General features: G+C 39.6%; 24 protein-coding genes. 5 read left to right on the top strand and 19 right to left on the bottom strand.

The window, feature by feature from the left end; all coding sequences use genetic code 11:
- Window positions 1–123: 123 nt before the first annotated feature.
- The 5 genes from BCM40_RS07795 to BCM40_RS07775 all read right to left on the bottom strand — a co-directional run bounded on the left by BCM40_RS07795 (window position 124) and on the right by BCM40_RS07775 (window position 2,891).
- Window positions 124–477 carry a transposase gene (locus tag BCM40_RS07795; protein WP_065526430.1) on the bottom strand — a complete coding sequence of 118 codons (354 nt, stop codon included), beginning with the start codon at window positions 475–477 and terminating at the stop codon, window positions 124–126.
- A 120-nt stretch (window positions 478–597) separates the two neighbouring features.
- Window positions 598–819 carry a DUF7660 family protein gene (locus tag BCM40_RS07790; RefSeq protein WP_065526431.1) on the bottom strand — a complete coding sequence of 74 codons (222 nt, stop codon included), beginning with the start codon at window positions 817–819 and terminating at the stop codon, window positions 598–600.
- Window positions 819–1,292: an SMI1/KNR4 family protein gene (locus tag BCM40_RS07785; RefSeq protein WP_065526432.1), complete on the bottom strand. Its 474-nt coding sequence runs from the start codon at window positions 1,290–1,292 to the stop codon at window positions 819–821. Before BCM40_RS07785 ends, BCM40_RS07790 begins: the two co-directional genes overlap by 1 nt.
- A 51-nt stretch (window positions 1,293–1,343) precedes the next feature.
- A complete protein-coding gene (locus tag BCM40_RS07780) occupies window positions 1,344–1,760 on the bottom strand; it encodes an SMI1/KNR4 family protein (RefSeq protein ID WP_065526433.1) in 417 nt (138 codons plus the stop codon).
- 225 nt (window positions 1,761–1,985) lie between these two features.
- On the bottom strand, window positions 1,986–2,891 hold the full coding sequence (locus tag BCM40_RS07775) for a LysR family transcriptional regulator (RefSeq protein WP_065526434.1): 906 nt from the start codon (window positions 2,889–2,891) through the stop codon (window positions 1,986–1,988).
- A 105-nt stretch (window positions 2,892–2,996) separates the two neighbouring features.
- On the opposite strand from BCM40_RS07775, the gene BCM40_RS07770 reads away from it, so the two are divergent.
- On the top strand, window positions 2,997–4,010 hold the full coding sequence (locus tag BCM40_RS07770; protein WP_065526435.1) for a YeiH family protein: 1,014 nt from the start codon (window positions 2,997–2,999) through the stop codon (window positions 4,008–4,010).
- Between the two features lie 309 nt (window positions 4,011–4,319).
- Here BCM40_RS07770 and BCM40_RS07765 read toward each other — a convergent pair whose 3' ends face one another.
- The 3 genes from BCM40_RS07765 to BCM40_RS07755 form a co-directional block, all read right to left on the bottom strand.
- Complete coding sequence (locus tag BCM40_RS07765) at window positions 4,320–4,847, bottom strand: GNAT family N-acetyltransferase (RefSeq protein WP_083394561.1); 528 nt, start codon at window positions 4,845–4,847, stop codon at window positions 4,320–4,322.
- A gap of 62 nt (window positions 4,848–4,909) precedes the next feature.
- Window positions 4,910–5,791, bottom strand: coding sequence for a DMT family transporter (locus tag BCM40_RS07760; protein ID WP_065526437.1), 882 nt, complete (start codon window positions 5,789–5,791; stop codon window positions 4,910–4,912).
- Window positions 5,788–6,684 (bottom strand): aminoglycoside phosphotransferase family protein, encoded by an 897-nt coding sequence (locus BCM40_RS07755; protein WP_065526438.1) that lies wholly within the window; start codon window positions 6,682–6,684, stop codon window positions 5,788–5,790. Before BCM40_RS07755 ends, BCM40_RS07760 begins: the two co-directional genes overlap by 4 nt.
- A gap of 239 nt (window positions 6,685–6,923) precedes the next feature.
- Between BCM40_RS07755 and BCM40_RS07750 the strand changes: the two genes are divergently transcribed.
- Window positions 6,924–7,376, top strand: a complete 453-nt coding sequence (locus BCM40_RS07750) for a DUF305 domain-containing protein (RefSeq protein ID WP_065526439.1) — start codon at window positions 6,924–6,926, stop codon at window positions 7,374–7,376.
- A gap of 166 nt (window positions 7,377–7,542) precedes the next feature.
- On the opposite strand, the gene BCM40_RS07745 is transcribed toward BCM40_RS07750, so the two are convergent.
- The 7 genes from BCM40_RS07745 to BCM40_RS07715 form a co-directional block, all read right to left on the bottom strand.
- Window positions 7,543–9,591: a GAF domain-containing sensor histidine kinase gene (locus tag BCM40_RS07745; protein ID WP_065526440.1), complete on the bottom strand. Its 2,049-nt coding sequence runs from the start codon at window positions 9,589–9,591 to the stop codon at window positions 7,543–7,545.
- 220 nt (window positions 9,592–9,811) lie between these two features.
- Entirely contained in the window at window positions 9,812–11,755 is a 1,944-nt protein-coding gene (locus BCM40_RS07740; protein ID WP_065526441.1) for a fructose-bisphosphatase class III, read from the bottom strand.
- 294 nt (window positions 11,756–12,049) lie between these two features.
- Window positions 12,050–12,604 (bottom strand): DNA-3-methyladenine glycosylase I, encoded by a 555-nt coding sequence (locus BCM40_RS07735; RefSeq protein WP_065526442.1) that lies wholly within the window; start codon window positions 12,602–12,604, stop codon window positions 12,050–12,052.
- 110 nt (window positions 12,605–12,714) lie between these two features.
- Window positions 12,715–14,004 (bottom strand): threonine ammonia-lyase IlvA, encoded by a 1,290-nt coding sequence (gene ilvA / locus BCM40_RS07730; RefSeq protein WP_008430049.1) that lies wholly within the window; start codon window positions 14,002–14,004, stop codon window positions 12,715–12,717.
- A 275-nt stretch (window positions 14,005–14,279) separates the two neighbouring features.
- Window positions 14,280–16,706: a DNA topoisomerase IV subunit A gene (gene parC / locus BCM40_RS07725; protein ID WP_065526443.1), complete on the bottom strand. Its 2,427-nt coding sequence runs from the start codon at window positions 16,704–16,706 to the stop codon at window positions 14,280–14,282.
- Entirely contained in the window at window positions 16,703–18,673 is a 1,971-nt protein-coding gene (gene parE, locus BCM40_RS07720) for a DNA topoisomerase IV subunit B (RefSeq protein WP_065526444.1), read from the bottom strand. Before parE ends, parC begins: the two co-directional genes overlap by 4 nt.
- Window positions 18,674–18,791: 118 nt before the next feature.
- Window positions 18,792–19,199: a CoA-binding protein gene (locus BCM40_RS07715; protein WP_065526445.1), complete on the bottom strand. Its 408-nt coding sequence runs from the start codon at window positions 19,197–19,199 to the stop codon at window positions 18,792–18,794.
- A 136-nt stretch (window positions 19,200–19,335) separates the two neighbouring features.
- Between BCM40_RS07715 and plsY the strand changes: the two genes are divergently transcribed.
- Window positions 19,336–19,929 (top strand): glycerol-3-phosphate 1-O-acyltransferase PlsY, encoded by a 594-nt coding sequence (gene plsY, locus BCM40_RS07710; protein WP_008430045.1) that lies wholly within the window; start codon window positions 19,336–19,338, stop codon window positions 19,927–19,929.
- Window positions 19,930–19,949: 20 nt separating this feature from the next.
- On the top strand, window positions 19,950–20,240 hold the full coding sequence (locus tag BCM40_RS07705; protein WP_065526446.1) for a HesB/YadR/YfhF family protein: 291 nt from the start codon (window positions 19,950–19,952) through the stop codon (window positions 20,238–20,240).
- A gap of 201 nt (window positions 20,241–20,441) precedes the next feature.
- Here the strand turns inward: BCM40_RS07705 and BCM40_RS07700 are convergent, their stop codons facing one another.
- The 4 genes from BCM40_RS07700 to BCM40_RS07685 all read right to left on the bottom strand — a co-directional run bounded on the left by BCM40_RS07700 (window position 20,442) and on the right by BCM40_RS07685 (window position 24,629).
- Window positions 20,442–20,741 carry a hypothetical protein gene (locus tag BCM40_RS07700; protein ID WP_065526447.1) on the bottom strand — a complete coding sequence of 100 codons (300 nt, stop codon included), beginning with the start codon at window positions 20,739–20,741 and terminating at the stop codon, window positions 20,442–20,444.
- A complete protein-coding gene (locus BCM40_RS07695; RefSeq protein WP_065526448.1) occupies window positions 20,725–21,165 on the bottom strand; it encodes an acyl-CoA thioesterase in 441 nt (146 codons plus the stop codon). Before BCM40_RS07695 ends, BCM40_RS07700 begins: the two co-directional genes overlap by 17 nt.
- A 116-nt stretch (window positions 21,166–21,281) precedes the next feature.
- The gene (acnA, locus tag BCM40_RS07690) at window positions 21,282–23,996 is read right to left on the bottom strand and encodes an aconitate hydratase AcnA (RefSeq protein ID WP_008430041.1); all 2,715 of its coding nucleotides are present in this window, start codon (window positions 23,994–23,996) and stop codon (window positions 21,282–21,284) included.
- 129 nt (window positions 23,997–24,125) lie between these two features.
- Window positions 24,126–24,629, bottom strand: coding sequence for a DinB family protein (locus tag BCM40_RS07685; protein WP_065526449.1), 504 nt, complete (start codon window positions 24,627–24,629; stop codon window positions 24,126–24,128).
- Window positions 24,630–24,840: 211 nt separating this feature from the next.
- On the opposite strand from BCM40_RS07685, the gene BCM40_RS07680 reads away from it, so the two are divergent.
- On the top strand, window positions 24,841–25,695 hold the full coding sequence (locus BCM40_RS07680) for a site-specific integrase (protein ID WP_065526450.1): 855 nt from the start codon (window positions 24,841–24,843) through the stop codon (window positions 25,693–25,695).
- Window positions 25,696–25,944 lie beyond the last annotated feature (249 nt).

Raw genomic sequence — 25,944 nt, 5'->3', positions numbered from 1 at the left:
GCTAGTTAATTTTGGAAATAAAACCGTTTTCAAAAACTTTCTCAGACCAAAAAGAGACTCATATTTGAGTCTCTACCCTACCGATAACACCATGATGTGTAAACTTGTATTTAAAATAGAAATTTACTTACTGTCCTCCAGCTCTTCTACAAATTCTAGAAATAGATCCTGAAGTTCTCCTTCAGTATCTATAGAATTCAGGAGTAATCTTGGTTCGACAGAATCGTCATCATCTACCGGAATGCTACCATCGATGATGCCTAACATCGAAGAAATCGTATCTACCATGGTTTGTTCGATTATTTTCATCAAGGTCTCTCTTTTTTCCGAAGGTATACTGTTATATAAATTCAAAGCTTCTTTATAGTAGGGATCCGTTTTGGCATCCACTACCGCTGTCTCATATAGATCCTTATAACTTTCCAGATTTTCTTTAACAATTACTTCATGCAATGACTTAACAAATGCTTCATTCATCATTGTTCCTCTTTTCATGGTTTAATTGATAAATTCTCATTAAGCGATGGCCATTAAATAAGTTTTCGTCTAATCGGACTATTTTAATGGGTGTCATAATTTAGCTTGAATTTGTTTAGATTATTCATAGAATTTCGGTGTCTCAAGTGCGCTGCATAACAGTTTCCATTTATTTCCGTCTGATGCAGCATCGTCGGCATCCTCTAGCCAAGCTTGCAAGCTTTCGAGATAATCCGAGAGTTCAATGTTCTCCCAAGTGTCCTTATTTTCTATAAAATCGATGATTAACTCCTGGATAAAGCGGATTACGTCTTGTTTTGACTTAACCTGATCTGTATCCATTACGCCAGTTCCTCCTCGATCAATTCCAATAGAAAGTCCCCAAAATCATCCGCAATGATTTCCAGTGTCTGATCCTCTAGGGCATATGTCGGATCTAGAGCAACTACTTTCGGTTCCCCTGTTGCATCTGTACTATGAAAATCCAGACAGAAAATCTCGTCACTGCCCGTATCATAAATCGCCAGAAAGTTGGCAGGCAGATTTATGCTTTTGCGTAAAGTGAGCGTGTACCAAATGGCATCTGGCACTGAAGAGTCCTCAAAGTCTTCGTCGATGATCCCGTAAACTTCTTCCGAGCCAAAATTTCCTGCGCCGAATGTCTGTAAATAATCCAGATAGGAGCCGGTAAATTGTAGACCAACTGCTGCTTCTGCCTTCTCGATTAACTCTACTGACTTTTGCCCTTCAAAATCCGCTAGGTCTTTATTCTTTGAAATGATTTTTTTGGCTTTTTGATAGGTTTTGTTGCTCATTCTGCTACTCCTCCATCTTGTATCAGTTATTTTCATTAAAACCGGACTTGGTTAGTCGTCATTTAGCTCCGTATATAAAATTTTAAGGCACTCATTGAAGGTAGGTCCACATGGTTCCACTTCATCGAGGTCCATCCCGATGAACGGCATGGAGACAAAGGGCATCTCCTTGCTTCGCGTATCAATACAGTAAGCAGTATCACCGCCATCCGATCCGATGATCAACAGTCCAGGTGCAAATTCTTCGACACTGTAGCCTTCGTTATCTTCAATCAGGTCGTCCACTCTCCATAGTTTAAGATAGTTTTCACCGATTGGACCCTCGCCTCCATTTGAATGCAACAGGAAATTGACATACTCTATGGGAAATTGGAAGCCCAATTGATCTTCAACGTTTCGGATAACGTTCGGATCAGCCGGGTCATTTAGGTCAAGTGACTTTAGATATTTCTGAAAGTTAGTGCTCATCTTTTAGCTCCTTTTTACATTTAATTCTATTTCTTTAAATATACTTAGAGAATAGCCAGATAGCTAGAGAATTCTCAGTAAATAAGCGTTCGTAAAAGTACACTTTTACGAACAACCAAAACACAGCACAAAACCCACAAAAAGAACGTCCGTAAACGTGTCATCACACTTTCCGAACGTTCGCTATTTCCCTTAGACCTTTACGAACTAAAAAAGCAGCAATAGTTATTCAACTTTAAAATCAATCACTTCTTTATGATTTTTTAATAGCTTAAGAAATGCCGACAATGCTTTTGTTTGAAACGGCGACCGAGTTACAATCGAAAAATCTCGTGTATAAGGCATTTCTTTAACGTTTATTACTTTTATATCCCCATATTTCAATTCTTTTTGAATTGCCCATTCTGATAGCAAACTAATACCGATTCCTGCTTCAACCATGGCTTTTATTGGCTGTGTGCTGCTAAAGTGCATAATGGCTTGAGGTGACAGTCTAAATTTTTCAAAGACTGCTTCTGCCGCTTCTCGTGTACCGGATCCTAGCTCTCTCAATATCCAAGTTTCGTCTGCCAGTTCCTTAATCGAAATAGCCTCTTTACGTACTGCCAATGGGTGATTTGCTGGGGCGACGATGACCATTCGATCTTTTGCAAACGGCTCTGTTTTTAGTTCTTTGACGTCTTTAAAATGGCCTTCGACAATTCCGACATCTAGTTGATGGTTTAATACCAATGCAGCAATTGTCGTGGTGTTGCCAATAGTGACCGTTGGTTTGATGTCTTGATATTGTGCTTTAGTTTCAGCGATGATCGCTGGCAATAAATATTCGCCAAATGTATAACTCGCACCAATTGCAATAGACCCGCTCGCTTTGTTGGTCAAATCATCGAGTAAGTGATTCATTTTTGCATACAATTCCTTGATTTCGAGTGCATGATGGAAGACAATTTCACCTGCTTTATTCAGACGGACATACTTATTGGTTCGCTCTAATAATTTCACTCCTGTCGATTCCTCTAATGACCGAATGTACTGGCTAACAGCGGGCTGCGTCATATGCAACTCTTCTGCCGCTTTGGAAAAGTTCTTCTTTTCAACCACTTTAATAAACACTTCTAATCGTTGATCCACTTTTTTGCGCCCTCCTCACATCTCACTTTACTTATGGTACTCATTTTATATATTTATTTTACTAATGCATACTTTTTTTCTAAGCTTATTGCAGGAGGTTTTACTATGTCTGCATTTCTTAATAAATCAACATCGCCTAAAGCCGCATTGCTCGGTGGTGTGTTGTTTACGTTTTTACTCGCATTTCTAGGTTTTTTATTGGCACAAGTACCAGGTTTTAATCAAATTGGTCAACTGGCGTGCGCCATTATTATTGCGGTTTTTTACCGACAGCTTTTCGGGTATCCTACTGCGATTCGATCTGGTATCACGTTTTCCACAAAACGGTTACTACGTGTCGCTATCATTTTATACGGATTAAAACTAAACATTAATACTGTATTGAGCGATGGTCTTTGGCTTTTAGTACGAGATGTTGGCGTTATTGCTTTTGCGATTTCGCTAACTGTTTGGCTAGCCAAACGCTTTAAAGCCGATCAAACGATTTCGTTACTTCTTGGTGTCGGCACTGGCGTGTGCGGTGCAGCCGCAATTGCAGCTATTGCGCCAATCATTAAAGCAAAAGATGAAGACACCGCGATTGGTGTCGGCATTATTGCGCTCATGGGAACAATATTTGCTATATCTTATACCATCATTCGCCCATTTTTACCGCTGGATGACATTGAATATGGCATGTGGGTTGGCATCAGTTTACATGAAATTGCTCATGTGGCATTAGCCGGAGCTCCTGCTGGAGAAGATGGGCTCGCTATGGCTTTACTTGGAAAACTAGGTCGTGTCTTTTTACTCGTTCCGCTTTGTTTTATTTTTATTTTCATGATGAAACGAAAAAACAAAGACGAAGAAACTACAGCAAAAGTCGACTTTCCCTGGTTTCTTCTCGGGTTTATCTTCCTCAGCGTGTTAGGCAGCTATGTACTAGGCCCAGTCGTTCCGTTCCCAGAAGCTTTACGTGACTTTGTCTCAACGGCCACCACTTGGTTACTTACAGCTGCAATGGTTGGACTGGGATTGAATGTCAGCTTACGTGATTTACGAGAACGTGCTCTCTTGCCGCTCGCTGCAATGACAATTGCATCGGTTTTATTGTCCGTCTTAACGTATTTTATAATTTGATGTCCTTCTTAAATCTAAAAAAAGAAACAGCCAACTGTCTTTTCAGATTCTAGACAAATCTTTAATAAGACGAGATTCTTTTGTCCACTGCACAATAAAAGTAACCTAATATCCTTTTCATCCACTCACTCCAGGATTCGTAGCACCAAGTGGCGACTCCTGCGGAAGAACGGAGTGATGAGACCCCGCAGGAGCTTGCGACGAGGAGGCTCAGCACTTCGTCCGCGGAAAGCGTCCGCTTGGTGCTACGAATCCCATATTATGAATAAACTTAAAAAGCGACAGCCAGCTGGCTGTCGCTTTTTAGGTTTATTGCACTTCCCATTCCTCACGCAAGATGCCCATCTTAATCGCATCATATAATTGTCCATCGACTATGCGTGCTTTTCGAATACGCGCTTCTTCTGACATCCCTAACCGTTTTGCAACGCTCATCATTCGTTCATTGCCTGACCAAGTCGACATGCCGAGTCGGTGCAAATCGGTGTTGGCAAACAAAAAATCGATCCACATCCGGTAAGCCTCAGAGCCGTATCCACCGCTCCAATAATCCGTGTCATAAATTACAACACCCGTCTCCAACCAATTTGTGTTTTTATCCACCCAATAAGCACCAACATAGCCAATCGCTTTGCCGTCCGCCGTAATAACCAGTGATGCCGGGACGCCCATCGAAATGTCTTTTTCTTCTAACCACATTTTACGGTGTTGATCTCTACTCAACCACACCTCTGGAATATACGGTCCGTTCCACTTTTTCGCTTCTTGTTGTGGATTTTCAAAGCGCCAATAATAAAGCTCATCTAACAATTCTTCTGTTGCGTTTGTTAAAGTCATCTTTTTTCCTGCTAGTTCTATCAACTTGAATGCTCCATTTCTTTATTGTTAGTTAAACTAAGCTATACGGTTACTTTCACTGGCACTCGCTTTTCTGGCCAGTTGACTAGAAAAATTCCTGAGAAAATCAAACTGCCACCAACTAATAACGGTATCCCAATAGGCTCTCCTAACACGAGCCAGCCAGATACGATACCGAAAAAAGGAGCTAAAAACAAAAAGGCGCTTACTTTACCAGAATCTCCTTTTTGCAACAAGTAAAACCAAATCGTGAATTGAATGATGGAAGCTGGAATCGATAGCCACAATAAAATAGAGACCGATGTTGTGTTAATGACTATGTAGGCATTTTCTAAAAAAACTGAGCCAAGCAATAAGATAAGACCGCCAAACAACATTTGATACGCAGTTAATACCCACATATCGATTGCGACGCCCCATTTTTTTATAAGAAGTGTTCCAACAGCCCAAAATACGGCACTTAAAAAACCAAGCAATGTGCCGATTTGAAGATCCAAATGACTTCCCATTGTGACAAAAACACCCGCAAACCCAACAAAAACTCCAAACCATTGAACAATTCGGTAACGCATGCCCATTGCTAACGTCCCAATCAACACCACCAATAAGGGATTCATAAACGTTAATATCGCGGACTCTCCTGAAGTGATGGTGCGCAAACTGAGGAAAATAGCTCCCATCACGCCTGCGGTTTGAACAGCACCGATTAAAATAACTTTCCCCCAAGTTGCAGCATTTTTAGGGTGTTTTCTTTTAAATAACAAAACAAAGAAAATCATAATACTGCCAGCAATCGTAAATCGTATCCCTGCCAATAATAGAGGCGATATGTAGATCAAGCCTATTTTCGCTACGACAAAAGAAGACCCCATTAATCCGGTCGTCAAGACGACCAATAAAGAGAAAATTAGTTTTTCTTTCAATTTGCCACTCTCCTTGAATATTCTAATTTCAGTTGCTGATTGGAAACTATTTTATTCCAATACTCCCAAGCTCGAATATACATGGACCAATCCTCAGGATGATGCTTAAGACAAATGCCCAACCGCTGGTACAACCCAATCAGCAATTCTTCATACAAAACAGAATCAGCAGGCCGCTCGATTGTTAGGCCAGCGATTGCAGAATCCCACGCCTGTTTAGTTAAGTCGGAAGGGGACGAAAAAAATGCATAGATTACATCATAATGTGGCCAGCCTAAGATTGGAGTTGGATCGATGACACCCGCTAACTTTTCTTCGCGTACGATAAAATTATGTACTCCGCAATCACCATGAATTAAATAAGGGAACTGGTTTAGTCCCGAATTGCAGCGCTCTTTTAATAGCGGTTCTTCAATTGTTACACCTAATCTATCCAATTGTGGAGTTAATATAGCAGTTGCCGCTTTTACTTCATCGCGTAAAAATTGCGCCCACGAACTTACGGGTGCGTCTTTCCATCCCCAGTTGTGCTGATTTAACACAGGTTGGTAGTGGTTTATGAGTTCCGCAACCAACGTTTGGAGAAGGCTTGTTTTTTTGATGTTTTGATGATTTGCTGTAGAACCTGGAATATATGTATAAACCATAAATTGATATAAAGAATCCACGACTAGTAAATCGGGTAGTAAGGCAATTGGCTGATAAAGTGACAGAAAACCAGCTTCTTCTTTGGTCACTTTTGCTGCGTTAATCTTTAAAATGCATGCATTGCTCTTTTCTTGATAGAGAAGAAAAACTTTGCTCATTGTGCCGCCAGCCAAAGCCGTATACATATACGTATGCCCAATCGACTTCTCTTTATTTAATTGCGCAATAATTGGTGCAACATCCATTTGTTGTCTCCTGACTTGTCATGATTTGGTTAAAATAATCATAACATTTTTTCTAACCAAAGAATTTACATTAGTAAATTTATTCAGATATTTCTGGGTTGTTACGTTCAATTAAAGTATCCGAGCTTGATTCCTCACCATTCGTGCAGTTTTTATGGAGTTTATCTGAAAAAAATCCAGGTATATAAATAATAAGCTTTGTTTTTAGCAACTTAATTGAAAAAGGAGGAGAAGTATCGATGAATGCATATGTGAAATTTACTTTAATGATTTTAACTTCAGCTTTTATCATGTATTGGTTAACATTTTTGAACACGTTTCAGTTTGATCACATTTTCTATAGTGAAACCCGGGTGTATATGGCTTTGATCATGGGCTCTACAATGGCAATTGTTATGTTGCTGTTTATGTGGCCGATGTACAAAAACAAAAAAGCCAATGCGGTGATTCTTGGGACGAGTGCTGTAGTATTTGCGCTTTCGTTATGGCTAGTTCGCAGTCAAACCTTAATCGAAGATGTTAAGTGGATGGAAGCCATGATTCCCCACCATTCGATTGCAATTTTGACGAGTGAACGCGCCAACATTTCAGACCCTCGCGTTCGTGAATTGGCAGACTCGATTATCGAAGCACAACGAAAAGAAATTGCCGAAATGAAAAAGCTGATCGAAGACCTTGAAGATGAGGAATAAGCGAGAAAGACTAAGAGCAGGATGTTGAGCTTTTAGTCTTTCTCTATTTAATACACAAATTACCTTCGAATCTATTTCAAACAAAAGACTAGAGACAAACCGAACAGATCAAGTTTGTCTCTAGTCTTATAAATTTAATATAGCCGATCTAATTAAAATTCATTTATTATAATTGAAATTTAAATGAAAAAATGGTGCCATCACTGCTTGACTGTACATCGATTTTGGCTCGATGACGAGCAGCAATTGCATACGAAACACCAAGTCCAAGACCTGTACCGTTGTCTTTAGTCGTATAAAATGGAGTGCCAATTTTCTTTAATACTTCTTCACTCATGCCTTCGCCTTCATCTTCAATTTCCAGAACCACTGTATTTTCTTTTTCTATATACGTCCGAATAGACAGCATTTCCCCTGGGTTCATCGCTTCAAGTCCATTTCGACAGATGTTTATGAGCAATTGACGTATTTCATTTCGGTTTAGCAGGAGATCTGGCAAATCCATCGTCTCGATTTCAATAAACTTATTTTGACTAAACGTGTCAATCTTTAACAATGGAGCGATGTCCATAATAATGGCATTTAAATTTTGCATTTTCAAATCCGAAGACCTTGTATTACCCATCGATAAAAATTCAGATATGATAGAGTTTGCTCGGTCTAGCTCTTCAATCATTAGTTCGAAATACGAATTGTAGTTTTCTAATTCTCTATTATCTGTAAGCAATTGCAAAAACCCGCGAACCGTCGTCATGGGATTTCGAATTTCATGACTGATTCCTGCGGCCATTTGGCCAATAAGTTCTAAGTTTGATAACCGTTTCAATTCATTTTCATAAAGTTTCTTTTCTGTCGTGTTTTTACACATACAACAAATTCCATCATCAAACGGATAGGCAACAATTTCATAACAATACCCTTCTTCAGCAGAAGCAATTTCAAAATGCACAGGCATTCTTTTCAACATGGCTCCAGAAAATTCTTTATATAAAATAGAATTAAAGTGTTCTGGAAAAACAGACCATATTTCCTCGCCCATTACATTTTCTGGGGTACGTCCTTTTGGCAGTACTTGGTGGTTGTTAATATAGATAAATTCCCAGTTTTCATTTAGCGCAAAAAATCCATCTGTGATGCTGCCAATAACACTAGTCACCCGCTCGTTTGCATTTGCTAACTCCAACGTTCGGTCTTTCACACGATGCTCAAGCTGGTCCATATACGTTAAGTTTGAAAGTGTGATTGCAGTTGAGTTGATAATAGACTGGGCTAGATTAATTTGTGTTTTCTCGTACGTATGCAATTTTTCTAACAAACAAGCGATTGCCACCACTCCAAAAACGGCTCCTTTTGAGATTAAAGGAATAAACAGTAACCGACATTTTTCTTCAGAAGGGATGAAACGAATGTGTTTTTTCTTAATAATGTCTTTAATAACTGTGTCAGAATTTGTAGTGGATTGGAAATCATCAATAATTCGTTCCCATTCAGGCTTTGACCAATTTGATTTATTGTTTACTTCTTTCAGATAAACCGTATTCGTCTGATCAGGCGTTCTCAAAAAAACAGCGACATTTTTAAATCCGCCAACTTTTTCTAAATAACAAAAACAAGTGTTTATGCTTTCGCTTACAGTTGCGCATTTGGCAAGCTCGTTGTTTGCGTCGAGAAGGAGTTCTTTTTCTGCAAGCAATTGTTCTTTTTGTTTAAGATTGGCCGCATTTTGAATAGCTACTGCTGCCATATTGACATAAGCTTCTACACTTTGAATTTGATTTTCGGTTAAGTCCATTTTCTTTCCATTATCAAATAAGAACACAAGACCGTATAAATGCTGCTCATAAATAATGGGTAGTCCAAGAAGGGACTTAATATTAAACGCTGCTAAAGCAGCAGCGTTCGGACGTGAATCCATCGATGTATCGGGAATGTAAACCACTTGTTTTGTAGTGGCAATTTCGTTGGCAAGTGGATCATCATCCAAATCTATTTTCTGATCAGTCAACGGTTGACCGTCGATGGCTTCAGGCTTACCTGCTACAGCTCGGAAGATTCCTTCGCTATCAGGAAGGTAAATACCGATAGCATCACATTGAACAATTTCATCTGAAATGGCCGATGCAACATGTTGAAGCATATCTTGTAATTCTAGTTTCGTATTAATGAGTCTTGTAATTTCTGCCAGTCTCGAATATCTTTCTTGTTCTTTCAACATATTATTCGCTCCGCTCTAAATAATCGTAAATTGTAGACTTCCAGTTTTTAGTCATAATTATCTATTCTCATAGTATATTATTTTTAGAACTTATCATAAAGAGTTTTGCACTATAAAAATATATTTCACCGTTTCTTTTATACTACTTGCTTTTTCAATCATTATTTTTACATAGAAAAAAAGAGGCACATGGATGCACCTCTTCTATTTCTATCTTTTACTATCTTCTCACAGTTTTCATGTAACGATATTCTCTCAAACTATTCAAATTTCGAATTTCTTGTTGGAGGCATTCCCCAATATTGGTTTCTCTTACTTTTTTTCGTTCTAATTCTTCATCAACCAATCGTTTTACAGATAAAACATCTGTCCCATTTTGTAAGACTTCTTCTTTTGAGTTGAACAATTGATGAGCGACCAATTGCATGCCGTAAGAATTATATAGCAACGTGTATCCGGCAATTCCTGTAGTCGACTGGTAAGCTTTTGAAAACCCACCATCAATCACTAGCATTTTGCCATTGGCTTTGATCGGGTTTTCGCCGTCCCGCTCTTTAACAGGGGTATGCCCATTAATAATCCGACCATGTTCAGGATTCAAATCAAATTCAGCAAGTATTTTCCGGCACATGTCTTCGTCTTCCCGTAAATAATAATATGGGTTTTTCCGCTCTTTATGTGTTTCTTTGTCTTGAATAAAGTAACGCTCAAAAGTCGTCATTTCCCGTTTGCCAAATAACGATGAATATTCACCCGTCCACAAATACCAAACCATATCGGTCGCAAAATCATCTGTTTCTTCCGGATGCGCAAATGACGTACGCAAATATCGTTCAAATACATCGAGCAGTTCACGCCCTGCATATGACTTTCCTTCAATCTCCATTTTCTCCATATTGCCATCTTCATCTAATGGAATGCATCCATGAATAAGCAAGTTGCCATTGTATTTCAAATACAAATTGCCTTTTTTCATCAAAAAATTCATATGTCGCGCTAGCTTTTCTGAATGTTGAACCGAAAATAGCAATTTGTCGATTACTTGTCTTTCTTCATCTATCAATTCATCTGGTTGATCCGGATTGATGGTTGCAAAGCACGTATTTTCTAATGGGTAAGTCTTCCCATGAATTGTTGCTTCATTTTTGTCATAGTCGACTTTTTCCAGTAATAAGCGATCTCGCATGTCAAAACACGGACGTCTTTTAATAATAGGACTTTCCAATTTAAATTGGATAATAGATATCGCTTGATGAATTTTAGTAATTTGCAGCTGTTCTTGTTCTGTCATCTTTTCATCTGATATTCTTTTCGGTCGAAAAGCCGGATTGTCTTCGTAGTATTTCTCCGCTAAATTCAATAACGGTCGCAAATTAATGCCGTAAACATCTTCAATAATATCCAAGTTATTGTAACGTGCACAAATTCGTAAAATATTCGCCAAACATACTTTTGAACCGGCATATGCACCGATCCATAAAACGTCATGATTTCCCCATTGAATGTCCACCGAATGGTAATCAATTAGCGTATCTACGATTTTGTGCGGATCTGGTCCTCGGTCATAAATGTCGCCTACAACATGCAAATGGTCGACGACGAGGCGTTGAGTGGTATAAGCCAATCCAACAATCAATTTATCCGCTTGCCCTAGGGAAATGATTTGCGTTACCATTTTCGCATAATAGTCTTTTTTGTTTTTAAACTCATCTGTTTTATACAACAACTCTTCTATAATATAAACAAATTGTTTTGGTAGCGCTTTCCTTAACTTGGAGCGTGTATACTTCGACGAGGCGTAGGCAATCAATTTCAGCAGCCGCTCAATTACTTCTATGTACCAGTTATGCAGCTCTGCTTTACTGGTAAAGTGACTTTTACTCATTAGCAGTTTTTCTTCTGGATAATAAACGAGCGTAGCGAATTCGTTCAATTCTTCTTCAGTTAACTCGTTCTTAAACAAATCTTTAATTTTTACTTTTACATTTCCAGAGCCGTTACGCAAGACATGTTGGAACGCCTGAAATTCTCCATGCAAATCACTGACAAAATGTTCGGTTCCTTTAGGTAGATCCAATATGGACTCAAGGTTAATGATTTCAGTAGCGACTTTTTCTTCACAATCGTATTTTTGCGCTAATAAATCTAAGTATTTTAAGTTCATTGTCTTGTCTCCTCCTTTAAGTCTCATGTTTTTACATATGTTACTTGTAGCACGAAAAAGATTGTTTTGAGCGAGTTAACAAACACTCGTTTACTTTTCATTTTACAGTGAGTGTATGACAAGAAAAAAGGGCTAATCACTCCAAAAAAACGGCTTTACTCTAGTCCGGATTTCACCTGTGGCTGGTTACCTTCTTTACCTTTATTCTTCATTTAATTGGAAATCCCTTGTGCAAATGAAAAGAATTTCGTTATTCCCTTATTCACTTTCACCATTTCATCTTGATATCACATTTCAAGTGCGGCAAATGCACGTTTCAATATGATCGTTTACCATTCCAATGGCTTGCATAAAAGAGTAAGTGGTCACAGGGCCTACAAATTTAAATCCTCTTTTTTTCAGCTCTTTGCTTAATTGAACAGACAGAGGAGATTGAGCAGGTAGTTGAGCATCATTCGACCATTTGTTGTCAATGATTTCCCTATTCGTAAAGCTCCATAAGTAATCAGCAAAACTGCCCCATTCTTTTTGTAGGCTTAAGATGGCTTGTGCATTAGACCGAACAGATGCGATTTTTGTGCCGTGCTTGATCACGCCATAATTTTCTTTGATGGACACCAAGCTTTCATCTGTTAATTGTGCACAATAGGCAATATCAAAATTTCGAAAGGCCTCGAGGTAAGCTTGTCGTTTAGACAACACAATGTTCCACGATAAGCCGGCTTGTGCACCTTCTAATGTGAGCATTTCGAAAATGTATCGATCGTCTTTACTTGGTTTACACCATTCCTTGTCGTGATAAGCTTGCATGAGTGTGTTGCTTTGCGCCCATAAACACCGTTTCTCCATTTCCATCACTCCATTTTTTCGTTACCTTTACTATATCATTTAACGGGATATCCGTTTTAACAAACAAAAAGGACGTCCCACTCTTTTGAGTAGACGTCCTATCAGTATGACTAAATCAATAAATTAAACAGCAGTGAATCGTTGTTAATTTCTTTGTACGGAAAACCACTATCGGTCATGCGTTTGACGAGCGGTTCATAGTCATCGGGACTTTTCAGTTCGATGCCAACAAGTACCGGTCCTTCGTCACGATTGGTCCGTTTCGTGTATTCAAAATGAGTAATGTCGTCTGTTTCACCTAGCACTTGCCCCATAAACTTACGTAGCGCACCTGCACGTTGCGGGAAAGAAACGATAAAGTAATGTTTCAATCCTTCGTAAATCAATGATTTCTCTTTAATTTCTTGCATCCGTTCAATGTCGTTATTGCCTCCACTAATGACGCAAACAATGTTTTTCCCTTTGATTTCATCTTTATAAAAATCGAGAGCGGCGACAGACAACGCACCTGCGGGTTCTGCAACAATCGCATTTTCGTTATACAGCTGCAAAATCGTCGTACACACTTTGCCTTCTGGAACCAATGCAATGTCGTCTAACACGTCTGCGCAAATCGCCATTGTTACATCTCCAACTTGCTTAACTGCAGCACCGTCTACAAACGTATCAATTGTATCTAGACGCGTTACTTTGCCATTTGCCAATGACGTTTTCATGCTAGCAGCGCCTGCCGGTTCCACACCAACCAACTTCGTTTTTGGACTGATTCCTTTTAAGTATGAACCAACGCCCGCAGTCAATCCCCCACCACCAATTGCACAAAACATGTAATCGACAGGTTCTTGCATATCATTTAACACTTCCACTGCGACCGTTCCTTGTCCTGCAATGACGCTTGTGTCGTTAAATGGATGAACAAACACTTTTTCTTCAGCAGTACAGTATTCCATCGCTGCTGAAAACGAGTCATCAAATGTATCTCCCACTAAAACAACCGAAACTTGGTCTCCACCAAAGCGTTTTACTTGAGATACTTTTTGACGAGGCGTTGTTAAAGGCATGAAAATCTTTCCTTCAATGCCAAGAGCGAAACAAGAATACGCTACCCCTTGAGCATGATTCCCAGCACTCGCACAGACAACCCCTTTTGAGCGTTCTGTTGCATCTAGACTACGGATGAAGTTATAGGCACCTCGCAGTTTAAAAGACCTTACTACTTGAAGATCTTCTCTTTTTAAATAGACATTGCATTCATACCGTGCTGAGAGCAGTTCGTTTTTTTGCAAAGGTGTCTTGATGACAACGTCCTTGAGCGCCTGGTTGGCTACCATAATTTCTTCTACGGATACTTTCTTCACTAATTGTTTTCGATCGAGCTCTTTGATGTTGCTCTTAGTCATAGTTGTCACCCTCTTATTTTTATTTATCTCACTACTCTAACACATTAAAGCCCATTAATGTCGAGAAGATTTTGACAATTATAAGAAAAGTTTAATATACTTTTACTGTCTGCTGAAATGAATAACATTCACCCGAGAATAATTATTCATTCCAATTCATTTAAAATAAAAATGAATATTCCAGAATTATATATAAGAATTCGAATGAATAAGATTATTCGTTTTAACCAAAAAAATAACCCGCTCTCTATATCCGCAAGAGCGAGTTATTCATGTTATTCTTTTGTATTCAAGCGATAAGCAGCGACTACTTTTCCATCAGTGGATTCATCCGCTATGAATGAACCATTTGAATAACGGTCTACATTTTTCAATGAATTCGCTACTAGTGGTATGCGAAGACCTTTAGCTGTTTCTAACATAATTTCCTCTTTACCGGTTGCGCCAATAACAGCGACTACACGGTGAGGGTTCGATTTTAATTCGCGTAGCATTACGACACCGCGTTTTGCACGACTGCCATTTTCAAATTCATCTAGCTTCATTTTTTTAGCTGCGCCTCGGTGAGTAACGAGAACTAGTTCTTGTTTTACTTCTGGATCAATTAAGATTGCCGAGACAGCTTCATCATCGCCTTTTAAGTTTACGCCTTTAACGCCACCCGTCCGGAGTCCTGTAAGCGGAACTTCTTCGAGTGGGAAACGAACGCCGTAAGCTTGGTTTGTGCCGATGAATAATTCTGTTTCTTTCGTCACAAGCCCTGCGTAAATCATCGCATCACCAGATTTCAAATTCATGGTTTTCACAGTACGTGAATAACGCTGAATTTGATAATCTTTTAACGCAGAACGTTTAACTTGTCCTAATTTAGAGACCGTTAAAATACTGGCATCTCCATCAAAGTTTTCAAATGGATAAACAGCAAGAACAGATTCATTGGCATCTAATTGAATAATACTTGATAAATGCTGCCCCAAGTCTTTCCACTTAATATCTGGCAATTCGTTGATTGGTTGGAAGACGAAATTACCCGCAGTAGTGAAAATCAGAATGGTATGTTGCGTATTTAAATTGCCTTCGAATAGTAAATGATCCGTTTCTTTCATCGCAAAATCTTTGCCGTTCGAAGCAGCATATGACCGTGTACTCGTCCGCTTGACATAGCCTTCTCTTGTGACAGTTACGACTACTTCTTCACTTGGAATCATAATTTCGCGCGTAATTGTAATTTCTTCTATTTTATCTTCGATCACCGAGCGGCGCGGTTCTGCAAATTGTTTGCGGATGTTTGCCAATTCTTTTTTAATGACATTTTTTAACTTAGTCGAGCTAGTTAAAATGCCCGTCAATTCAGCAATGGTCTTTTTCAGACTATCTTCTTCTTTTTGCAAATCCGTAATATCCGTATTGGTTAATCGGTAAAGTTGCAGCGAAACAATCGCTTCTGCTTGTGCTTCTGAAAAATCAAATGCAGCGATTAAGTTGTTTTTTGCATCACGCTTGTCAGTAGAAGAGCGGATTGTTTTAATCACTTTATCTAATATCGATAATGCTTTCATCAAACCTTCAACTATGTGCATGCGATCACTAGCTTTTTGCAAATCAAATTCAGAGCGCTTCGTAATTACTTCTTTTTGATGTTCAATATAAGCGTCTAACATCGTTTGCAACGTCATCATTGTTGGGCGACGTTTGTAAATTGCCACCATATTGAAATTATAGCTGACTTGCAAATCGGTGTTTTTATACAAATAACTTAAAATTCCTTGTGCTTGCACATCTTTTTTCAGCTCAATCACTATGCGCAAACCGCTTCGATCCGATTCATCTCGCACTTCAGAAATGCCTTCGAGTTTGCGGTCAAAGCGATGATCGTCTATTTTCTTGATCATATTGGCTTTGTTGACTTCAAATGGGATTTCTGTAATGACGATTTGTTCTTTTCCGCCTTTTAACGGTTCGATTTCGGCTTTAGAACGGACAATAATCTTTCCTTTACCCGTTTCATACGCTTTTTTGATGCCATCTACGCCTTGAATAATGCCACCTGTTGGGAAATCTGGGCCTTTAATGACCGTCATCAACTCAGCAACTGTCGCTTGTGGGTTATCCATGCGCATTAATACCGCATCTAGTACTTCGTGAAGTGCATGCGGCGGGATATCTGTGGCATAACCTGCAGAAATACCCGTCGAGCCGTTCACTAAGAGGTTCGGAAAACGGGCCGGTAAAACAGTTGGTTCCATATCCGAATCATCAAAGTTCGGGATAAAATCTACCGTTCGTTTGTCGATGTCGCGTAATAGTTCTGAAGAAATCGCCGAAAGCCGCGCTTCCGTATAACGCATCGCAGCTGGTGAATCACCGTCCATCGAACCGTTATTTCCATGCATTTCAACAAGCATGTGACGAATTTTCCAATCTTGACTTAAACGAACCATGGCTTCATAAACCGAACTATCACCGTGTGGATGATAGTTACCGATAACGTTACCAACGGTTTTGGCCGATTTACGGAACGCTTTGTCATTGGTATTGCCTTCGTGGTACATCGCATATAAAATTCGGCGCTGAACAGGTTTTAATCCGTCACGAGCATCTGGAAGTGCTCGATCTTGGATAATGTATTTACTGTAACGGCCAAATCGATCGCCAATTACTTCTTCTAATGGCAAATCTTGAAATCTTTCGGCTTGTGTCATACCAGTTCCTCCTCAGCGTGAATCAAATCATTTTCTAAAATATTGCTATCTTCTTCAAGTCCGAAATCGACATTGCTTTCAATCCAACGACGGCGTGGTTCTACTTTATCGCCCATTAATGTGGTAATGCCGCGTTCTGCGCGTGCACTGTCTTCAATCGTTACACGGATTAATGTGCGGGTTTCCGGGTTCATGGTTGTTTCCCATAATTGATCTGCGTTCATCTCACCCAAACCTTTGTAACGCTGTAGTGTGTAACCTTTTCCAACTTTTTTGATCGAAGCATCTAGGTCGGCTTCAGTCCATGCGTAATCAATTACTTCTTTTTTACCGAGACCTTTTGATACTTTATACAATGGCGGAAGTGCGATAAACACTTTTCCTGCTTCAATCAAAGGCTTCATGTAACGGAAAAAGAATGTTAACAAAAGTACTTGAATATGCGCACCATCCGTATCGGCATCTGTCATGATGATTATTTTGTTATAAGCGATGTCATCAATTGAAAAGTCAGAAGAAACCCCGCCACCAATGGCATGAATAATCGTTGAAATCTCTTCGTTTTTCATAATTTCTTCAAGTTTTGCTTTTTCAGTATTTACAACTTTTCCGCGTAGCGGCAAGATTGCTTGGAACGTTCTGTCGCGTCCTTGTTTAGCGGATCCACCAGCAGAGTCACCCTCTACTAAGTAAAGCTCATTCTTTTTAGCGTTACGCGATTGCGCTGGTGTTAGTTTACCCGACAGCAACGCATCTGATTTTTTGCGTTTTTTGCCGTTTCGCGCATCTTCTCTAGCTTTTCTTGCAGCTAGTCGTGCTTGTGCTGCGCGAATGGCTTTTCGAACTAACGAGGCGCTCAGGTCTGCGTTTTCTTCCAAAAAGTACATGAGTTTTTGAGAAACTACTGAATCGACGATACTGCGCGCTTCACTCGTCCCTAATTTACTTTTCGTTTGTCCTTCAAACTGCAATAAAGCTTCTGGAATGCGGACAGATACAATTGCGGCCAATCCTTCACGAATATCTGAGCCTTCTAAGTTTTTATCTTTGTCTTTTAACAAATTAATTTTCCGAGCGTAATCATTGAAAACACGTGTCATCGCTGCTTTTGCACCGGTTTCATGTGTGCCGCCGTCACGCGTACGGACGTTGTTTACAAACGATAAAATGGTCTCAGAATAACCATCATTAAACTGGAACGAAAATTCGATTTCCATTTCATCTTGTTGGCCTTCGATATACGCGACCGGATGAAGCACATCTTTTTCTTCGTTCAAGTAAGAAACAAAAGCTTCAATCCCAGTTTCGTAATGAAAAACGTCTTTCGCTTCTGTGCGTTGATCGAATAGCTCAATTTTTAATCCTTTTAACAAGAAAGCAGACTCGCGCAATCGTTCAGAAAGCGTTTCATAATTGTATTTTGAAACCGAAAAAATAGATTCATCCGGTAAGAAATGAATCATTGTCCCGGTTTCTTTTGTAGAGCCAATTTCTTCTAAAGTCGTCACAGGCTTTCCGCCATGTTCAAAACGTTGACGGTATTTTTTGCCGTCACGGTAAATGGTCACTTCTAAAAAGCTAGACAATGCGTTTACAACAGAGGCACCCACTCCGTGAAGCCCTCCACTTGTTTTATAGCCACCTTGACCAAATTTACCCCCAGCATGTAGCACAGTTAAAATAACTTCTGGCGTCGGTTTCCCGCTGCGGTGCATTCCTGTAGGCATACCACGTCCGAAATCTCGAACACTGATGCTGTTATCGTCGTGGATTGTAACGGAAATTTTATCTCCGTGTCCTGCAAGCGCTTCATCGACCGAGTTGTCGACAATTTCATAGACCAAATGATGCAGTCCACGCGTATCAGTCGATCCGATATACATCCCCGGACGTTTTCTAACGGCATCTAAGCCTTCGAGTACTTGAATTGCTTCTTCGTTGTATGCCGTATTTTGAATTTTAGCCATCTAATTCCCTCCAACAAACGTTTGTTCGCGTTTCACTCTATCTTAATCGTATGCTATTTCTAGACCATCTGTCAAACTTCATAGAAAAAGAGCGCTGAGCGCCCTTTAGCGGTATTGCCTATTTCAGAATGGCGTATTCCACTTTGATGCAACGATCCATAATGACTGTATACCCTGCATCAGTCAACCGATTAAATACGTTTTCATCTACTACATTTAATTGTGTCCAAAAAACAGGACAATCGATTTTCACAAATTCATCTGCAATTTCTTCTAAAAACTCGCTACGACGAAAAACGTTCACGATATCTACCTTTTCTTGGATATCGCTCAAACGGGCATAGCTTTTCTCACCCATTACCGTATCTGCCAACGGATTTACCGGTATGATCCGGTAACCTGCTCGCTTCATCGCTTCTACTACCACATAAGACGTTCGGCTAGGATTTGGACTAAGCCCGACCACAGCTATTGTTTTTGCTTGGTCGAGTACATTTTTAATTTCGTTACGGCTAGGATTTTCCAAAATGTTCACCTGTCCTTTTTTATTCTATCATACACGATTTTGTTCTGCCTGTTGAATAATCTGTCGACTATTGTTTAAAGAACTTCAGTCATGGTAAACTAAAAATACAAAATAAGGTTGTGTAAAGGAGTTCATCATGACTATACTACTTCCCCTACTATTAGCTTACTTGCTTGGCTCGATTCCTTCTGCCTTATGGGTTGGAAAACTATTTTACAAAACTGATATCCGGACGCAAGGAAGTGGCAATTTAGGAGCTACAAACACATTTCGAACACTCGGAAAAAAAGCCGGTATTGCGGTAACCATTTTAGATATTTTAAAAGGAACAGCGGCTACGTTGATTCCCCTCTTTATCGCAACGGACATCCATCCGCTAGTGTTTGGTGTATTAGCTGTTATTGGTCATATTTTTCCGGTATTCGCTAAATTTAAAGGCGGCAAAGCCGTTGCTACATCTGGTGGAATCTTAATTGGCTACCAATGGCCCCTGTTCATTATGGCAGTTGCAGTGTTTTTAATTGCATTAAAAATCACAAAAATGGTATCCTTATCATCAATTATTTTAGCGCTCGTTTTCATCATTTACATTACCATTTACGCCATTTTTTCCGCAGATTACTTGTTTATGGCAGTCATTTACTTATTGGCGTTATTCATTATTTTCCGCCACCGCGCCAATATCTCCCGAATACGAGCGGGCACTGAACCAAAAATCAGCTGGATGTAACCAGTGAAAGGACGTGTACTATGCAAATTAACATTAGCAACGACGCGCTCGATTGGTTTAAAAAAGAAATGGAAGTAACATCTGGAGAAGCTGTACGCTTTTTCGTTCGTTATGGCGGCTCAAGCAAGCTGCAGCCTGGATTTTCTCTCGGTGTAACAAAAGATCAGCCGTATGAAATCGAGGCCAAAGTAGAGGAAGATCACGTCACTTATTTTATCGAAAAAAGCGATGCTTGGTATTTTGACGGCCACAATCTTGACGTTAGTGTTAACGATGACTTACACGAACTCGATTATTCATACACAAAATAAAACGCATGAATAATCTTGTGAGACTATAGATAAACTCGTATTGTTTGAGTTGTCTATAGTCTTTTTTGTTGAAAAAATACACTTTTCCGTTCTTTTTTCGATTTGTACATCCTGTTTTAAAGCATAAAACACAAAAAAGCGCTGGAAAAACCTTTCCAACACTTTTCGTATAGCCATTCTGTTACATGACGAGTTCATGTATTATTTCTCTAGTTTATTCAGTTGCTCTAAATGGCCTTCTTTTTGCAAAATCGACCGCTGACGTTCACCAAATAAATCAAAATGTGGGTACTTGCCTCGTAAATCCATCCACTCACGTTGCAATCCGTACTGTTTCCCCCAAGATTCCAGCTTATTTAAGTCACAACACCCTACTTTTGTGACCGTATTACAGCCTGGAAAGCGCTCGTCTACCCAATAATGCGTTAAAAACGAAATTTCACCGCGATTGACTCCTTGCTTCCAACGTTCGAGTTCATCTCGTTTAATTCCGAACGCCATCAGGAACCTGCTTTTTAATTTCTTCGTATTTTTTATGCCACTCTGGAAAGATTTTTTGGATGGACACCGGACGAAACGTTTCTTTTTTTACAACGACATGTTCAGATAAAGCAGTAGCCGCGATTGTTCCATCTTCATGAACAATTTCATAGCCGTATTTTGTTCGTAAACGACCATGTTCTTCCACCCACGTGCGAACAAACGCTTTTTGGCCATAACGTAAAGCTGCTTTGTATTGAATGGAAATATCCACAACAGGCGAGATGTAGCCGTCTTTTTCCATGCCTGCATACGTAAATCCTATATCTTCAATCAATTTGGTTCGTCCGATTTCTAGCCAGATAATGTAGTTGGCGTGATAAACAACGCCCATTTGATCCGTTTCAGCGTAACGGATTTCAATTTCTTTTTCGCTTATGTACATTTCCTCTTCACCTCATAACTAGTATACAAGAAAACGCTTTTTGAATGTTCGATAGAGGTTTTGCAAAATCAAAAAAAGGCTGCTGGGTTTCCCCAGGCAGCCTTTTTGAATTGCTTTTATACTTCTAGCAATTTGTTACGCAACACCATTTGTAAGATTCCACCGTGACGGAAGTAATCTACTTCCACTTCAGAATCAAAACGTGCTAATACTTGGAACTCAGTTACTTTACCATCTTCAGCAGTAGCTGTAACAGTTAGTAAATCGCGTGGTTTCACGTCATCAGTTAAGTTAACGCTAATTGTTTCGCGTCCCGTCAATCCAAGAGAATCTGCGCTTTCACCGTTAACAAATTGCAACGGTAGAACACCCATCATCACTAAGTTTGAACGGTGAATACGCTCATAGCTTTCTGCGATAACTGTTTTAATGCCTAAAAGGAATGTTCCTTTAGCAGCCCAGTCACGAGAAGAACCCATGCCGTAATCTTTACCAGTCAAGACAACAAGACCTGTACCTTGTTCTTGATACTTCATAGCTGCATCGTAAATCGCCATAGTTTCGCCCGTTGGCCAGTAAGTAGTGTAACCACCCGTTGTATCTGGAGCTACTTGGTTACGGATACGAATGTTAGCGAATGTTCCGCGCATCATAACTTCGTGGTTACCACGACGAGATCCGTAAGAGTTAAAGTTACGAGGCTCAACGCCGTTTTCACGTAGGTATAAACCTGCTGGCGTATCTTTACCAATCGCACCAGCTGGTGAAATATGGTCAGTCGTGATAGAGTCTGCGAATTTCGCAACTACACGAAGGTCAGATAATGCTTGGATTGGAGCTGGCTCTTTAGAAAGACCCTCAAAGAACGGCGGGTTTTGAATATAAGTTGATGTCGAATCAAACTCATATAAAGAATCGTCGTTTGTTTCAATTGCATTCCATGCTTCGTTCTCGTTAAATACGTGCTCGTATTCTTTACGGAACAATTCTGGAGTAACTGTATCTTTAACCGTTTTCTTGATTTCTTCAGTTGTTGGCCAGATATCTTTGAAGAAGACATCGTTTCCTTCTTTGTCTTTACCGATTGGATCAACTTCAAAGTCGATATCCACAGTACCAGCAAGTGCATAAGCAACAACTAACATTGGAGATGCCAAGTAGTTTGCTTTTACAAGCGGGTGAATACGTCCTTCAAAGTTACGGTTACCAGACAATACAGATGATACTAGTAAATCGTTATCAAGAATTGCTTCTTCGATTTCTGGAAGCAATGGACCTGAGTTACCGATACAAGTTGTACAGCCGTATCCTACTAAGTTAAAGCCGATTTGGTTCATGTAATCCAATAAACCAGAATCGTTCAAGTAACCTGTAACAACTTTAGATCCTGGAGCTAATGAAGTTTTCACGTAAGCAGGTGGAGTTAATCCTTTTTCAACTGCTTTTTTCGCTACTAATCCAGCACCAAGCATTACGTACGGGTTAGAAGTGTTTGTACAAGATGTGATCGCTGCAATTGCTAATGCACCGGTCTTCATCTCAACAGATCTGCCGTCTTTAAAGTTAACTGTTGCTGTTTTTTCAATTTCAGCTTCATCAAGTGCAAAACCGTGAGGTCCTTCTTCACCTGTTACAGCTTTGTTGAACTCAGTTTTCATTTGAGATAAAGGAATCAAATCTTGTGGACGTTTTGGTCCTGCAAGGTTTGGTTCGATATCAGAAAGATCAATTTCCACTAAGTCCGTGTAGATTGGATCTTCGTTATCTACAGTAAAGAACATGTCATTTGCTTGTAGATATTTTTTCGTTACAGCGATTTGCTCTTCGTCACGTGCAGTTAAACGCATGTAATCTAGTGCTTCTTCGTCAACTGGGAAGAAACCACAAGTTGCACCGTATTCAGGAGCCATGTTCGCAATTGTTGCACGGTCAGCAAGTGGCAATGTTGTAACACCAGGACCGAAGAACTCAACAAATTTACCAACAACGCCTTTTTTACGTAATGTTTGAGTAACTTTTAAAGCCAAATCAGTAGCAGTTGCACCGTTTGGAAGTTCACCCGTCAATTTAACGCCGATAACTTCTGGAATTGGGAAGTATGAAGGTTGTCCAAGCATTCCTGCTTCAGCTTCAATACCACCAACGCCCCATCCAAGAACACCAATACCATTGATCATTGTTGTATGGGAATCTGTACCGAACAACGTATCAGGGAAAGTTTCAAATGTGCCGTCTGTGTTTTCAACTGCATGAACAACGTTTGCCAAGTACTCAAGGTTAACTTGGTGAACAATACCAGTTGCAGGCGGTACTGCACGGTAGTTATCGTATGCTTTTTGAGCCCAGCTAAGGAACTGGTAACGTTCAGCGTTACGATCAAATTCAAGCTCCATGTTGATGCGTAGTGCATCTTCTGTACCATATCTATCAACTTGTACAGAGTGGTCAATAACAAGATCTACAGGAATTTCAGGGTTAATTTTATTTGGATCTCCACCCATTTCAGCCATTGCTGAACGAAGTGCAGCCAAATCAACTACTACTGGTACTCCTGTGAAATCTTGTAGAATAACGCGTGAAGGCTTGAATGGAACTTCTGCTTCTTTGTTGGCATCTTTGCCCCATTTTGCTAATTCTTCAACGTGCTCGTCATTGATGACATATCCGTCATGCTGACGCAATACGGATTCCAATAGAACTTTAATCGAATAAGGTAGGCGTGATACTTTAGCGATACCTGCTTCTTCTAATGCAGCTAAACGGTAATAGTTATACGTTTTGTCATTTAGCTCAAAAGAAGTGCGGCTGTTGTGCAAACTGCTCTTTGCCATTTTTTAGTTCCTCCTTTAAATCTTCTGAAAAGCTCTTAATCAGCGCTTCTCGCCTCTTCTATCATACCGAATGCCACAGCATAAGTAAATTACATTAAAATTATAGAATGTGATAAGTTTTCCGAATGACTATCTGTTCAATTCATCAATTTTTCTTAAGGTCTCTTGCAATTGTTTAAAATGACGCTTTTCATGCAAGCCGACAAACGGAAACCATTGAACGAGCGGTACTTTTCCGAACACCGGATGGTTCATTGATTTTTGTTCGAGCTGTTCACGGCTTGCATGCGCAAACACTTCATATAGGAAGTTATGTGAGGCATTTAGACGCTCTTTCATTTCTTTGAGTGTAACAAAGTCATTTGTCGGCGTGACGTGCCGTGGCGCATCTACTTTGAACGATCGACTAACCGTTATCGCTATTGGTTTTTTCATCGCTTTTTTGCTTTCTTCTTTTTTTAATTCTTGAGAAACCCCCTTTGCAATGATTTTTTCCATTAATTGCAGATGATCTAATATTTGTATCGGTGACCATTCTGTTTCTGAAGGTTTCAAGTTTAATGTTTCATCGCTCATTCCTTCTACCGCTTGAAGAACTTGGTTTCTAATTTTTGCATTATCTTCGTTAAACATCGTTTAATCCACCTTCATTTCGTCTAATTGCCTACTCTTTTAACATACCCTAATCTGCAAGAATTAAATACATTCAACTACTGGCTTTTTCTGTCTAATAAAAAAGACGAAAAAAACTCTTCTCACTGCCTATTGACAAGGGAAAATACGTTCTATTTACCTGATTTAATGGTATAATTTAAGGAAATCCATTAAGAAGAGGTGACGCATAATGCCTTATGGTTACGAGAAATTCAGACTGGACAATGGCATTAGCCCAAACACCGTTGTTCATGAAGTCCAATTGATCCGCTCGCTCTTCGCTTTTCTTAGACATACGTATAAAAGACCTGTTGAACCGCATGACATTCGCCCATCCGATATTCAACAATTTTTAATGGATCAGCACATGGCGGGCATTAAAGATAGCACATTAAACCGAAAACTAATTTATATAAGAAGATGGTTTGACTATATGTGGCAAATTGGTCGCATTCCGAACGATTTTATGCCAAAATTCAAATTTAGCAAAAAGCTGGATTTGACACCGGCTGATATCCATTTGAATTACGAAGATTTGTTAAAAAAGAAAGATGCCGTACTTGAAGCTGATCGGTTGTCTTTGAACGCAAAAATTCTTTATATTCTTTACTTACGCGGGCTTCGCCTTCGTGATATGGTCGCTATTGATGTAGATAATTTTGACGATCGAGATGGTAAGCTCGTGTTAGCTGTTGATAAAAAAGACGGCTACCAATGCCGCATGGAGTTCACCGATAAAGAGATTCCGGTTATGCTTGATGCAATCGAGCGCGCAGTATTCCGCGGCACGCCTTACCTTTTATCATCTAAAGTGAAAAACGAATACACAATGTTTCAAATGGGTTCGTTATCAGATTATACAGAAGCTCTTTCTTCATTCGTCGGCATGCCGATGCGTTCAGGAGATATCCGTTTTGCTTACGTCCATTATTTATATTCAGTGGAACATAAAAATCTGGAAGAAATCCAAGAAACACTGGGGGTTTCACTAGACTCTGCTTCCAGAATTTTAAAAGATTCATTGGTTCGGTTGAAAAGAGAATAAACATAATAATAGCCTACCCCAATGAGTTTGAGGTAGGCTGTTTTATATTTCCGGTCATAAGAAAAACCCGAAATCCAAAGCAAAATTAAAAATGAGTAATGTATGGAATATAACAAAAATCATTCCTTGGCGATTAAGTTTTTCCACATTTTCATATTGCATTAGGACCACCCCTTCTCTCTTTAATAGTCTGATTATACTGAAAAGATAAAATTTTAGCAAGCAATGTTTATTTTCATCTTACTCGGT

The sequence above is a fragment of the Planococcus donghaensis genome (assembly GCF_001687665.2).
In the GTDB taxonomy this organism is placed as follows: Bacteria; Bacillota; Bacilli; order Bacillales_A; family Planococcaceae; genus Planococcus; species Planococcus donghaensis.
Note: the sequence above shows the minus strand (reverse complement) of the source record. Positions and strands in the feature narration are given on the sequence as shown.